We start from the raw sequence: 14815 nt of genomic DNA, 5'->3' as shown, positions 1-14815 counted from the left end.
CTGTCCCTTCCAGGGTTGTCACCGCGCATCTCCCAGGTGGTCGTCCAGGACGCGGGCGATGATCGCGAGCGCGTGCGGTGAGGTCAGCTCGTCATGGCCGGCCTCGATGTCGTGATTGGTGATGGCGCCCGTGATCCAGGGCCGCCAGCCCTCGGGGCCGAAGATGTCCGAGGTGTCCACGGTGGCGCTGAAATACAGTGCGTCGCCGTGGAATACGGGCCGTTGGTAGCCGGTGCGGGTGCGGGCGGAGGCGTTGTAGGAGGCCGCCATGCGCTCGAGGGTGACGGCGTCGACCAGCGACACCCCGCCCATGCGCGCGCTGATGAGGTCGGCGGCTTCCTGCGCGGTGGATTCGGCGGGGATGTCCCCGATGCCGAACACCACGCCGAAGGTGGCGATGAACGAACCGGCGGTGAGCTTCTCGATGCTGTCGCCGTCGATGTCGGTGCTGTCGGCGTCGAGCAGCGCGAGGGTGCCCACCTCGGCGCCGGCGGCCGCGAGTTTCACGGCCACGGCGTGCGCGATGAGCCCGCCGAAGGACCAGCCGAGCAGGTGGTACGGCCCGTCGGGTTGCAGGGCGCGGATCTCGGCGACGTAGCGGTCGGCGAAGTCGTCGATGCTGCGGGCGTGCGGATCCCCGGACAGGTCGGGGGCCTGCAGGCCGTAGATGGGCCGTCCGGGCCGCAGCTGTTCGGCCAGACCCAGGTAGGTCCAGGCGATGCCGGAGGACGGGTGGATGCAGAACAGGGCGGGTTCGTCGCCGCCGGGCCGGATGGGCAGGACGACGTCGAGTCCGAGGGCGGAACCGCCCGCGCCCGTGGACGATTCGGCGAGCACGCGGGCGGCGGCCTGTTCGGCGAGGTACGCGGCCTCGGCGTCGGCGGCCGCGCGGGCCGCCGGGGTGGCGGCGAATTCCGCCGCGGCGGTGAGCGCTTCGAGCCAGCGCTGGGCCAGCTCGGTGATCTCCGCGGTGTCGAACAGGCCGCCCGGGAAGCCGAACGAGGCTTCCAGCCGGTCCCCGACCACCACGGCGTTGATCTCGATCTCCGCGTTCACCGGCACCCCGGGGTGTTCGGTGGCGTGCAGATCGCCGAATTCGTCGGTGGGCAGCCAGCCGAGTCCTTCCAGCCCGGCCGGGATGTCGGCGGTGGCGTAGCGGCCCAGGTAGTTGAAGCCGATGCGCCCGGGCAGGCGGGCCGGGAACCGGTTCGCGGATTCGGGGTCGAGGTAGCGCAGCAGGCCGAAGCCGATGCCCTTACCGGGAACGGCGAGCAGTTGATGTTTGACCGCGCGGATGGCCGCGCCCATGGCGGGTCCACCGGCCAGCGCCTGCCCGACGTCGACGCCGGGCAGTTCCAGGCGCACCGGATACAGGGTGGTGAACCACCCCAGCGTCCGGGACAGATCGGCCCCGGGCACGATTTCCTGTTGCCGCCCATGTCCTTCCATACGCACCAGGACCGGATCCTGTTCATCGGCCCGGTTCCGGTCCGCCCGCCACCGGGCCACCGCGAGGGTCAGCGCGGCGAGCAGGGCGTCCTCGACGGTGCCGTCGAAGAGCGCGGGCAGGGTGGTGAGCAGGGCGGTGGTGACCGCCGCGGGCGCCTGGATGTCGACGGTGCGCACGGTGGCGACCCGGTCGATCGCCGGATCCAGGTCGCGGTCCGCGAGCAGGGGATCCGGTGCGGTCGCGAGCGCGTGCCAGTGGTCGAGTTCGGCCCTGCGTTCGGGGCCGCGCGCCTCCTCGGTGAGGGCGTGCGCCCAGCGCCGCATCGAGGTGCCGGTCTCGGCCAGGATCGGCTGGGCGCCGCCGCGGATCTGGGCCCAGGCGGCGATCAGGTCGGGGACCAGGATGCGCCAGGACACCCCGTCGACGACCAGGTGGTGGGCCACCACGATGAGCCGTCCGGCGCGGGTGGCGTCGACCGGGTCGAGCCAGACCAGTTGCAGGACGGTGCCGCGGGCCGGATCGAGCCGGTTCAGTGCCGAATCCAGTTCCGTGACAGCGTATTCGCGCAGTTCCGCGGTCGAGGCCGCGTCGAACTCGATGCGATGCACCAGGGCGTCCACGTCGACGCTGCCGGGCGCGCCGGTGTGCAGCCGCCAGTCGCCGTCGTCGTGAATCAGCTTGGCGCGCAACATGTCGTGGTGATCCACGACCGCGGTGAGGGTGGCCACGACCTGGGCGCGGGTGATGCCCGGGGGCATCTCCAGCACCGCGGTCTGGGCGAAGCGGCCGAAGTCGCCGCCGCGTTCGGTCATCCACCGCACGATCGGGGTCGGTGGGATCTCGCCGACGCCGCCGCCGGGCAGTTCCTCGAGCACCACGCTCTCCCCGGCGGCGTCGGCCAGGGCGGCCAGCGCGGCGACGGTGCGGTGTTCGAAGATCTGCATGGGGCTGAGTTCGAGCCCGCGCAGCCGGGCCCGCGACACCAGCTGGATGGCGAGAATGCTGTCGCCGCCGAGGGCGAAGAACGAGTCGTGCACGCCGACCCGGTCGCGGCCCAGCAGTTCGGCCACGATCTCCGCCAGCGCCGCCTCGCTCGGGGTGCCGGGTGCGCGATATTCGGTCTCGGCCTCGAAAACAGGTTCCGGCAGCGCTTTCCGATCCAGTTTGCCCACCGCGTTGAGCGGTATGGCGTCCAGCACCACGAAGGCGGTGGGCACCATGTAGCCCGGCAGCGCCTCGGTGGCGTGCGCGCGCAGCGCGGCGAGGTCGATCTCGGCTCCGGCCTCGGGCAGCAGGTACGCGGCCAGCGCGGTCGCTCCGCCCGGTCCCTGCACCCCGAGGGTGACGGCGAACTCGACGTTCTCGGCGCGGGTCAGCACCGCGTCGATCTCCCCGAGTTCGATGCGCTGACCGCGCACCTTGACCTGGAAGTCGGTGCGGCCCAGGTATTCCAGGCGCGGTGCGCCGAGCGAGCCGGTCCAGCGGACCAGGTCGCCGGTGCGGTACATGCGCTCGCCGGGCGCACCGTAGGGGTCGGCGACGAAGCGGCTCGCGGTGAGTCCGGGCCGGGCGTGGTAGCCGCGGGCGAGGGCGTCGCCGGCCAGGTACAGCTCACCGGCCACGCCCATGGGCACCGGCCGCAGCCGGTCGTCCAGGACGAGGGTGGCCGCGCCGTGGATGGGCCGGCCGATGGTGACCGGCCGATCCGGGCGCAGCACGTCCGAGGTGGTGGCCCAGATGGTGAATTCGGTGGGGCCGTACAGGTTCACGAGCATGCGGCCGGTGGCCCAGCGCGCGACCAGCTCGGGCCCGATCGCCTCGCCGGCCACCGCGAGCACCCGCACGCTGGGCACGGTCGCCGGATCCATCGTGGCCAGCGCGGACGGTGTGATGACCAGGTGGGTGACCCGGTGCGCGGCGATGAGTTCGGCGAGCGCGTCGCCGCCGAACACGTCCGGCGGCGCGACCACCGCGGTGCCGCCCGCGCCGAAGGCCATCAGCGCCTCGAACGCCGAGGCGTCGAAACTCGGTGAGGCGACCTGCAATACGCGCGAGTTCGCGTTCAGGCCGAGCATGTGGTGCTGGGCGCGGACCAGATCGGCCAGGCCGCGGTGCGAGACCGAGACGCCCTTGGGGGTGCCGGTGGAGCCCGAGGTGTAGATGAGCCAGGCCGGATGGTTCGGGTCGATCTCGCCGAAAGGTTCACTCCAGGGCGACATCTCGTCCCAGGGCCGGCGAGCGGGGCCGCTCGGTGCGTCCAGGTGCAGCCACAGGACGCTGTCCGGCAGCAGTGGCCGGTGCGCGTCCACGGTCAGGCCGAGCACGGCGCCGGAGTCGGTGAGCATGTGGTCGATCCGCTCGATCGGATGGCGCGGGTCGATCGGCAGGAAGGCCGCCCCGGTCTTCGCGGTGGCCAGCAGCGCGATGAGCAGTTCGGCGCTGCGCGGGAGTGCCAGTGCCACCGTGGTTTCCACGCCCGCGCCGGCGTTGGCGAGGCGGTCGGCCAGGCGGTCCGCGGCGGCCTCGAAGTCCCCGTAGGTCAGGGTCCGGCCGTCGGCGATGATCGCCGGGCGTTCGGGGTGGAAGGCCGAGGCCGCGGTGAGCACCTCGGCCAGGGTCGTGTGCTCGCCGGTGCCGCGCGGTCCGCGCAGCGGCACCAGGGCGGTGCGTTCGGCGGCGCGCAGCAGGTCGATGTCGGAGATGCGGATGTCCGGGTCGGCGAGGACGGCGGCGAGCAGGCGCTGCCAGCGCTCCACGAGTTGCGCGGCGGTGGCGGGGTCGAACAGATCGGTGGCGTAGGTCAGGGTGCCCGCCAGTCCGCCGGGCTCGGCGCCGGGCGCGGGATCGCGCAGGTCGAAGGTAAGATCGAATTGCGAGGCGTCCCGCTCGAACGGTTCGACGCTCACCCGCAGTCCCGGGAACTCCAGTTCGGGCAGCGCGAAGTTCTGCAGCGACAGCGAGACCTGGAACAGCGGATGGTGCGCGGTCGAGCGCGGCGGATCGAGCACCTGCACCAGGCGTTCGAACGGCACCTCCGAGTGGGCGAAGGCGTCCAGATCCGATGTCCGTACCGCGGACAGGAATTCGCGGAAGCCGCGGCCCGGGTCCACAGGGGTGCGCAGGGCCAGGGTGTTGACGAACATGCCGACGAGATCGTCGAGGGCGGCGTCGCCGCGTCCGGCCACGGCGGTGCCGATCACGACGTCGGGGGTGCCCGCGAGCCGGGACAGCAGCACCGCGACGGTGGCGTGCACGACCATGAACAGGCTGGTGTCGGTCGCGGCCGCCAGCGCGGCGAGCCCGCGGTGCGCCTGCGCGTCGATGGTGAAGGGCAGGTCGGCGCTGCGCAGCGACTGCACGGCCGGCCGGGGCCGGTCCGCGGGCAGCTCGAGGACGTCGGGGACGCCCGCGAGTCGCTGCGACCAGTACGTGATCTGCTGTGCGGCAGCCGATTCCGGGTCCTTCTCGTCGCCCAGCAGTTCCCGCTGCCACAGCGCGTAGTCCGCGTACTGCACCCGCAGCGGCGGCTGAGTGGCGCCCGCGCCCGCGGTGCGGGCGAGGTAGGCGCCGACGAGATCGGTGGCCAGCGGGGCCATGGACGCGCCGTCGGCGCTGACGTGGTGCACCACGAGCACGATCACGTGGGTCTCGGGCACGTCGGTGAGCCGGAACAGCCCGACCCGCAGCGGGGTCTCCCGGGTCAGGTCGAAGCCCGATCCGGTGAGTTCGGCGATCCGTTCCCGCAGGGCCGCACCGTCTTCGGTGTCCCGCACGCCGACGCGCGGCGCGGCGGCCTCCACGCTCACCACCACCTGGCGCGGGCCGTCCGCGTCGGCGGGATAGACGGTGCGCAGGGTCTCGTGCCGGGTCACCACGTCGACGACGGCCGCGTGCAGCGCGTCGGCGTCCAGCGCGCCGGTCAGGCGCAGCGCGGCGGTGATGTTGTACGCGCCGGAGGTGGGATCCATCCGGTTCATGACCCACATGCGCTGCTGGGCGGGGGAGAGCGGGATCCGGTCCGGCCGGATGCGCGCGGCGAGCGCGACCCGTCCGGGCCCGTCCCCGGCGGGTACGACGCGGGCCGAGAGCTGTGCCACGGTCGGCGCGTCGAACAGATCGCGCAGCGCCACGGTCGCCCCGAGCGCGGCGTTCACCCGGGCCACCACCTTGGTGGCGCTGAGCGAGTTGCCGCCGAGTTCGAAGAAGGACCGGTCGATCGAGACCTTCTCCACGCCCAGCACGTCGGCGAACACCTCCGCCACCGCCGTCTCCACCGGGGTGCGCGGGGCCAGGTACCGCTCCTGCAGACTGGTGAAATCCGGTGCGGGCAGGGCGGTTCGATCGAGTTTGCCGACCGGGGTGAGCGGCACGTCGTCGAGTTCGATGATGTAGCTGGGCACCATGTACCCCGGCAGCGAGGACGCCACCCGGGTGCGCAGCAGCTCGGTGTCCAGCGCCCCGGGCGTGCCCGTGCCGACGACGTAGGAGACCAGCACGGTCTGCCCGCCCGGTCCGGGGGTGCCGAGGGTGGCGGCGTACTCGATCTCGTCGTCGGCGTTGAGCACGGCGTCGATCTCGCCCAGTTCGATGCGCAGACCGCGGATCTTCACCTGGAAGTCGCTGCGCCCCTGGTATTCCAGCTCGAGCCGGGAGCCGTCCGGGCCCTTGGTCTCGATCCAGCGCACCATGTCGCCCGTGCGGTACATCCGCGAGCCGGGCGGGCCGTACGGATTGGTGACGAACCGCGTCGCGGTGAGCGCGAATCGGTTGAAGTATCCGCGCGCGAGCGCCGGGCCGGTGAGGTAGAGCTCGCCGGTGATCCCGACCGGCACCGGGCGCAGCCAGGTGTCCAGCACCATGGCCGCCGCGCCGCGAATGGGCGATCCGATGGTGATCTGCTCCCCGGGCAGCAGCTCGCCCGGACCGGTGGCCCACACGCTGAATTCCGTTGGCCCGTAGAGGTTCACCATGCGCCGACCGGGCGCCCACGCGGCCACCAGTTCGGGTCCGGCGGCCTCGCCGGCCACCGCCAGGTTCACCAGATCGGTGAGTCCGGCCGGGTTCATGGTCGCCAGCACCGAGGGGGTGATGACCGCGTGGGTGACGCGTTCGGTGCGCAGCAGTTCCTCGAGTTCGGCGCCGCCGTAGACGTCCGGCGGTGAGATGACCAGCTGCCCGCCCATGGCGTGCGCCATGAGCATCTCGTGCACCGAGGCGTCGAAGCTCGGGGACGCCACCTGCAGCGGCCGCGAGGTCTCGTTGAGGTCGAGCAGGGTCTCCTGGGAGGCGGCCAGATTGGACAGGCCGCGGTGGCTCAGCAGTACGGCCTTGGGCTTGCCGGTCGAGCCGGAGGTGTAGATCAGGTACGCGACCTGGCCGAGGGTGATGGGCCCGCCGCGTTCGGCGTCGGTGATCGGCGCGTCGGACACGGTCATGACGCGGCGGATGGTCGCGAGGTCGTCCAGCAGCAGCCAGTCGATGGTGCCCGGCAGGGTCTCGCCGACCGCGCACACGGTGACGCCGATGGGTGCGCGCGAATCGGTGAGAATGTGCTCGATCCGCTCGACCGGATAGTTGGGGTCCAGCGGCAGGAAGGCCGCGCCGGTCTTGGCCAGCGCCCACACCGCCACGATGGATTCCACCGACCGGGTCAGCGCCAGCACCACGAACACCTCGCGGCCGACGCCGCGGCGCAGCAGCACCCGGGCGAAGCGGTTGGACCAGGCGTCCAGGTCCCGGTAGGTCATGGTGAGCGTGCCGGAGCTGACCGCGATGCCGTCCGGGTTCACCCGCGCGCCCGCGCCGAGGATCTCCGGCAGCGTGCGCATGGGCACCGGTTCCGCGCCGCGGACCGGCAGCAGCGCCCGGCGTTCGGCCGGTTCGCAGTGCTGCAGGTGCGCGACGCGGCGTCCGGGCTGCCCGGCGATCTGCTCGAGCAGGTGCGTGAATCGTTCCAGCAGCCGCCGCGCGGCCGCCTCGGGCAGCTGGTCGGCCATGAATTTGATGGTGAGCTGCAGGCTTTCGGCGCCGTCGGCGGCGCGCTGCGGAATCACCATGAGGTTCAGCGGATACGGGGTGGCGTCGGTGCCGGCGACGTCCAGAATGCGCATGCCCGCGATATCGAGTGCGCGCGAGAGGGTTTCGCGGTCGATCGGGTAGGACTCGAAGACGGTGAGGGTGTCGAAGAGCTCGGGCAACCCGACCGCCTGGTGGATGGCGGCCAGTCCGATGTGCTGGTGATCGAGGAGCCGGGCCTGTTCGGTCTGCACCCGCGCGAGCAGATCGCCGACCCGCTCGCCCGGATCCAGGCGCACCCGCACCGGGAGCGTGTTGATGAACAGCCCCACCATCTCCTCGACGCCGGCCAGCTGCGGCGGCCGCCCGGAGACGGTGCCGCCGAAGACGACGTCGGTGCGGCCGGTGAGCATGGCCAGCAGCAGCGCCCACCCGGCCTGCACGGCGGTGTTGACCGTCGCGCCGACCCCGCGAACGGTGGCCTCGAGCCGGGACAGCGACTCGGGGCCGAAATCCACCGACACCATGCCGGATTCGGTGTGCGAGATGCCCGCGAGCGTCGGCACGGACCGGGTCGGGGAATCCACCCCGGCCAGGGCCTCGCGCCAGGCGTCCATGGAGGCGGCGTCGTCCTGTTCGCCCAGCCAGGCCAGGAATTCACGGTAGGAGTGCGCGGGCGGGCCGTCGAAGGTCTGGCCGGTGACGGCCGCGAGGTAGCCGGCGAGCAGTTCGCGCACCAGCAGTGGCGTGGACCAGCCGTCCAGGATCAGGTGGTGGTTGGTCATGAGCAGCGTGTACGCCTCGTCCCCGGTGCGAATCAGGCTGAAGCGCACCAGCGGCGGCCGGGCCAGATCGAAACGGGTGCCCGCGTCCACGGCGATGAGCCGTTCCAGCTCGCGGGTGCGCTCGGCGGTGTCGCCGAGCGCGGTGAGATCCAGGTCCTGCCAGGGGATTTCGTCGACGGCGGTGAGCAGCTGACGCGGCCCGTCCGGGGTTTCGACGAAGGCCACCCGCAGCACGTCGTGCCGTCCGAGCAGAGCGTGGGCGGCGGCCCGCAGGCGCGCGGCGTCCACCCGGCCCGCCAGCGAGAGCCGCGTCTGCACGGTGTAGCCGTCGGCGGTGTCGGTGTCGTAGCGGGCGTGGAAGAGCAGCCCGTACTGCAGGGGCGAGAGCGGCCACACGTCGGCCAGGTCGGGGTACCGGGTCTCCCAGTCCTCGATGTGGCGCTGCGACACCGGCACGAGCGGGAAGTCCGAGGGGGTGTGCCCGCCGGCGTCGCCGCCGCGCGCGTGCTCGGTCAGCGCGGTGAGCGCCCGCGCCCACAGCCCGGCGAACTCCTCGACCTGGGCTTCGGTCAGCACCTGTGCGGCATAGGCCCAGGTGACCTCCAGCCCCGCGTCGGTGCGGAAGGCGTTGATGTCCAGGACCGCTTCCAGCGGCGCGTCGTCGTGCTGAGTGGCCGCGAATCGGCGTGGCAGCCAGGGGGTTTCGTCGCCGGTGCCCTCGGCGCCGCCGGTGCGGCCCAGGTAGTTGAAGCTGAGCTGCGGCACCGGCGCGTTAGCGAAGTCCGCTGCGACCTCGGGCACCAGGTAGCGCAGCATGCCGTAGCCGACGCCCTTGTCCGGGATGGCCCGCAGCTGTTCCTTGACGGTCTTGAGCGCGGTGCCGGCCGCGGGCCCGCCGGCCCACGCCTCGTCGAGGTCGATCTCGCTCAGGTCCAGCGCGACCGGGTACACGCTGGTGAACCAGCCGATGGTGCGGGAGATGTCCGCGCCGGGCAGGATGGCCTCCTCGCGGCCGTGGCCTTCCAGTGTGAGCAGGGTGTGCCGGGTGGCGCGCCACCTGCTCGCGGCCATGGCCAGTGCGGTCAGCAGCGCGTCGTCGACGCCGCAGTGGAAGCGCTCGGGCACCAGTTCCAGTGCGGCCGAAGCGGTGTCGAGGTCGATCACGGTCCGCACCTGCCCCATGGTGGCGGCGGTGTCCACGGCGCGATCGAGCGCGCGGTCGCCGAAGGGCGGGTCCGGGGTCTCCATGATCCATTGCCACAGCGGCATTTCCGGCAGTCGCCGCGCGGCCTGCTCGCGCTGGCCGTGCGCCCAGCGCCGGAACGAGGTGCCGATGGGCGCGAGATCGCCGCCCAGCCACGCGGTTGCCAGGTCCGGCAGCAGGATGCGCCAGCTGACCCCGTCGGTCACCAGGTGGTGCAGCACCAGCCACAGCAGCGGCGAGTTCTGCTCGCGCTCGATGAGCACGAAGCGCGCCATGACCCCGGCGGCGGGATCGAGCAGGTCGGCCGCCCACTGCAGTTCCGCTTCCCCGTCCCCGCCGTTGAGCGCGGGGACGACCTCGATGAGGTCCTCGGCGCGCACCGAGCCCGGCGCGCCCACGATCCAGACCGGGTCCTGGGAGTCGCGCGGCAGATCCGTGCTGCGCCGCAGGGTGCTGCGCAGCAGATCGTGCCGGTCCAGCAGGGCCTGGACGGCCACGGCCAGCCGGGACCGGTCCACGTCGGCGGGCAGGCCGACGAGCACGGCCTGGGCGAAGCGCGGCCAGGTCTCGCCCTGCTCGAGCATGGCGTGCACGATCGGGGTGAGCGGCACCTCGCCCGTGCCGCCGCCCGCCAGTTCGTGCACCGCGGGTGCGCTGACCTCGGTGGCCACCGCGGCGAGGGCGGCAACGGTCTTGTGCTCGAACACATCTCGCGCACGCAGCGACAGTCCGGCGGTCTTGGCCCGGGCCACCAGCTGAATGGCGACGATGCTGTCGCCGCCGAGTGCGAAGAAGTTGTCGTCCGCGCCGACGTCGGCGATGCCGAGCACCTCGGACACGATGGCGGCCAGGGTGACCTCGCGCGCGGTGACCGGGGTGCGGCCGCTGCGCGCGGCGGAGCCGAAGTCGGGCGCGGGCAGCGCGCGCCGGTCCACCTTGCCGGCCGGGGTGAGCGGCAGGGTGTCGAGCACCATGACCGCCGCGGGCACCATGTGCGCCGGAAGGTGCTGGGCCACGGTGGCTTTTACGGCCTCGGGATCGATCTCGGTGTCGGCGAGCGCGAGCACGTAGGTCGCCAGCGCGGTGGCTCCGCCGGGGGTGGTCGCGCCCACGGTGATGGCGGTGTCCACGCCCGGATGCCGCTCGACCGCGGCGTCGACCTCGCCGAGCTCGATGCGGAAGCCGCGCACCTTGACCTGGGTGTCGCCGCGGCCGCCGAACTCCAGCTCGTACCCGTCCCCGCGCCGCCGCCAGCGGACCAGGTCGCCGGTGCGGTACATGCGCTCACCGGGTGCGAAGGGGTTCGCGACGAACCGCTCGGCGGTGAAGCCGATGCGCTGGTGATAGCCGCGCGCGAGCCCGGGCCCGCTCAGATACAGCTCGCCGGTCACCCCCGGCGCGACCGGCCGCAGCCAGGCGTCGAGGACCACCGCGCGCATGCCGCGGGTGGGCGCGCCGATGGTGACGGGCTCGCCCGGGGTCAGCGGCGCGCTCAGGGTGGCGGTGACGGTGGCCTCGGTCGGCCCGTACCCGTTGATCACGCGGCGCCCGGCCCAGCGCGCGGTCAGCTCCGGCGGGCAGGCGTCGCCGCCGACCACCACGGTGCGAATCCGCGGCAGGGTGGCCGGATCCAGCGAACCCGCCACGGCCGGAGTCACATTCAGGTGCGTGACCTCCAGGGTGCGCAGCACGCGGGCCAGGTCCTCGCCCGCGTAGGCGGCCGGGGGCACCACCGCCACGGTGGCGCCGACCGCGAAGGCGACCAGCAGTTCCTCGACCGAGATGTCGAAGCTCGGGGAGACCGCGTGCGCCATGACCGCGTCGGCGGCGACGCCGAAGGCCGAGCCGGAGCCGGACACCAGATTCGCGAGGCCGCGGTGGGTGACCCCGACGCCCTTGGGTAGGCCGGTGGACCCGGACGTGTAGATGAGGTAGGCGAGCTGATCGAGCCGGACCGGGCGCACCCGGTCGGCATCGGTGATCGGCGTGGCGTCGGTCCCGGCGAGCTCCTTCTCGGTCTCCTCCGCGTCCAGCACCAGCCAGCGCACCCGGTCGGGCAGGGCGCCGCGCTCGGCCGCGACGGTCAGCCCGGCGACGACGCCGCTGTCGGTGAGCATGTGCTCGATGCGATCGCGGGGGTACTTCGGGTCGACCGGGACGAAGGCCGCGCCGGTCAGCGCCACCGCGCACATGGCGAGCACCGATTCCGCCGAGCGCGGAATCGAAATCGCCACCGCGCGTTCGGGTCCCGCGCCGGCCGCGATCAGGACGCGGGCCAGCCGGGTGCTGTGCTCGAGGAGTTCGCGATAGGTGAGGGCGCTGCCCTCCACCCGCAGCGCGATGGCGGCGGGGTCGATCTCGGCCCCGGTGGTGAGGATCTCGGGCAGGGTGCGCGTCCGCGCGTCCGCGGGGCCGGCGGCGGGCACCAGCCGGGCGCGCTCGCCCGCGGCCAGCGCGGTCACCGCGGCCAGCGGCTGACTCTGCCCGCCCTCCAGGAAGCGGTGCAGGAAGGCCAGGAACCGCTCGTGCAGGCCGGCCAGCTCGTCCTCGCCGTACCGGTTCGGATTGGCCTGGAAGTCGATGTGGGTGCGTTCGCCGCCGATGCCGGGGTAGACGTTGACGAACAGGTCGTCGATCAGGCCGGAGGTGAGCACGTGCAGCCGCCCGGTCACCCCGCCCAGGCGGATGCGGGTGTCGGCGAGCATGAGGTTGACGGTCGGGCCGAAGCTGGCGACCTCGTCCATGGCCCAGCCCAGGTCGCGCAGGATGTCCTCCTGCCGGTACCGCTGCCTGCGCAGGGCGGCGGTCAGCTCCCCCTGGGTGGCGCGGATCAGTTCGCCGGCGGTGGCGAGCGGGGCGGGGTGCAGGCGCAGCGGCACCACGTTGGCGACCATGCCGCCCGAACGGCGCAGGGTGGCGGTGGTGCGGCCGGAGACCGGCAGGCTCAGCACGATCTCGCCGGTGCCGGTCATGGCGCCCACGAACGCGGCGAAGGCCGCGACCACTACGGGCGCCGCACTGGTGGACAACTCCGCGGTCACCGCGTCGAGCAGCGCGGCGGTCTCGGCGGGCAGCGCGCCGCTGAGCAGGCGCGGATGGGCGTCCACGGCGCCGGTGCGCCTGCCCAGGTTCGCCGGTTCGGCCATACCGGCCAGGTGCTCGCGCCAGTAGTCGCGGTCGGCCTGCAGGCGGTCCGAATCACGGTATGCCACATCGGCTTCCACGATCTTCTGCAGCGGCTCGGCCCGGCCGGGCGGCACCTCGAGCCCGGCCGCGGTGGTGTTGTAGATCTCCGAGGTGCGCTGCAGCATGGTGAGCGCGCCGACGCCGTCGAGCAGGATGTGGTGCAGGCGCGAGTACCAGTACCAGCGGTCGGGCGCCAGGCGCAGCATGGCCACCGTGCAGAGCCGGTCGCGGGTCATGTCCAGGGGCGCGGTGTACTCCGCGCGCATCCACGCCTGTGCGGCGGCCTCCGGATCGGGGGCCGCGCTCAGGTCTATGGTGAGAATGCTGTCGTCGAGGTCGGTGTCGACGATTTGCCAAGGCAGATCGTCGATTTCGAGCAGGCGCAGGTAGCCGGTGCCGAACTCGCGGCCCGCCCGGCGGGCCGCCGCCGCGAGCAGTTCGATGTCGACCGCCCCGTCGAACTCGACGTACTGTGCGATGGATATGGGGGTGTCACCGGCCAGATGCTGGGCGAACCAGATGCCGCGCTGGGCCGCGGACAGTGCGAATGCTGCGTGGTCGGAGCTGGCGGCAGAGCTGGAATCCATGAAACATCCTGCGTGTCAATGAAAGCGGAACCGAGAGCGCGGAGTACCGGGGGCCGGGGTCAGGAGGCCCGGCGGGCCCGATGCAGTTCCGCGTCGGTCAGCGGGGCGTCCGAGCCGGTGAGGTACTGCAGCAGCGTGGAGCGCTCGTCCAGCACCAGGACGCGGCGGGGATCGGCGAAGCGATCCAGGCCCTCCCTGGTGGTGATTCCGAAATCGACACGGGCCGAGGTCTTCTCGGTGGTGAAGGGCACCGCGGTGGCGCCGGTCTTGGCGATGGCGCGGCGGGCGACGATCGATTCCAGCTGCGGGGTGGCGGCAATGGCGACCCGGGTGCCGGGGCGGGCCCCGAGGGTCAGCAGCATGCGGGCCATCCGGTTGGACCACCGATCGAGTTCGGCGTAGGTCAGGGCGCAGTCGGCCGCGCTGTAGGCGATGGACGCCGAATCGGGGCGAGAGATGGTCGCGGTGGCAGCGTGCTGCCGGCTCGCTCGCTGGGGAACGAGGGTGATGGCGGGCGATTCGACCGACTTGCACATCGTTATCATCCTCTCGGAAATGCGACTGTGTGGTGCTGTTGGGGATGTATCCAACTGTCGTCGCATCCGGTTCGATCCAACAGCGACCTCAGTGCTGCCGATCACCGCTCCGAGGGTGATGCTTCCCCCACCCCAGGGTGGGTGGAAGCCTCGTTACTCGCGTCTGCCCAGCTCGTCCCGGCTCTCCTCGATCATCGTGATGGAATCGCGCGGGCTCAGCGCCATGGCCCGCAGCTGGTCGAACATGACCCCGTAGCGGCGCACCTCGGGGTGGCCCTCGATCAACTCGTCGCTGGCGATGCCCTCGACGTAGACCAGTTCCGGGTCGGCGGGGTCGGGGAAGTCCAGCAGGGTGAAGGACCCGAGCATCCCCGGGTGCGCGCCGGCGTCGAAGGGCAGGATCTGCAGGATCACGTTGCGTTTGTTGGTGTGGTCGAGCAGCAGGTCGAACTGTTCGCGCATGACCTCGGGGCCGCCGACCAGGCGCCGGACCACGGCCTCGTCCAGTACGACCCAGAGTTCGAGCGGGTCGTGCTTGGTGAGCACGCCGGCGCGCTCCTGGCGGGCCTGGATGCGCTGGTTCATCACCTGGTCGGAGATCTTGGGCATGGTGGTCTGGTAGACCGCGTTGGCGTACGCGGAGGTCTGCAGCAGCCCGGGCACGTAGCTGGCCTGGAAGAACCGCGCCGAGAGCGCCTCGGCCTCGAAGTTGATGTACGCGCCGTACACCTCGGAGACCGCGTCCTCGAAGGAGCGGGCCATGCCGGGCTTGAGGGCGTCGACCAGCAACTGCAAGGCATCTGAACGCTGTGGTTCGGCGATGCGGTACAGATCCAGCATCGCGGTGAGGGTGCGGCGCTGTGGCCTGGCCTGCGCCGTCTCGATGCGGTAGAGCGTGGTGACGTTGATACCGGTTTTGCTGCTCACCACCTCTTTGCTGAGTCCGGCGGTCTCTCGCATCTCGTGCAGCATCGCCGCGAGGCGGCGCAGACGGACGGTGAGCACGGTGCGCTTGCCTGCCATGACAAACCCTTTCGCTTAGCGCACTACTT

Annotated in this window: 3 protein-coding genes; all 3 read right to left on the bottom strand. The window is 72.1% G+C overall.

Features of this window, described 5'->3' with window-relative positions; genetic code table 11:
• Positions 1-18: 18 nt before the first annotated feature.
• Complete coding sequence (locus ACWIGI_RS37380; RefSeq protein ID WP_454208307.1) at positions 19-13227, bottom strand: amino acid adenylation domain-containing protein; 13209 nt, start codon at positions 13225-13227, stop codon at positions 19-21.
• 59 nt (positions 13228-13286) lie between these two features.
• The gene (locus tag ACWIGI_RS37375; RefSeq protein WP_454208306.1) at positions 13287-13763 is read right to left on the bottom strand and encodes an AMP-binding protein; all 477 of its coding nucleotides are present in this window, start codon (positions 13761-13763) and stop codon (positions 13287-13289) included.
• A gap of 153 nt (positions 13764-13916) precedes the next feature.
• Positions 13917-14786 (bottom strand): helix-turn-helix domain-containing protein, encoded by an 870-nt coding sequence (locus tag ACWIGI_RS37370; RefSeq protein WP_454208305.1) that lies wholly within the window; start codon positions 14784-14786, stop codon positions 13917-13919.
• Positions 14787-14815: the final 29 nt, after the last annotated feature.

The organism is Nocardia sp. NPDC055321 (assembly GCF_053645575.1).
This window is presented reverse-complemented; position numbering and strand designations above follow the sequence as displayed.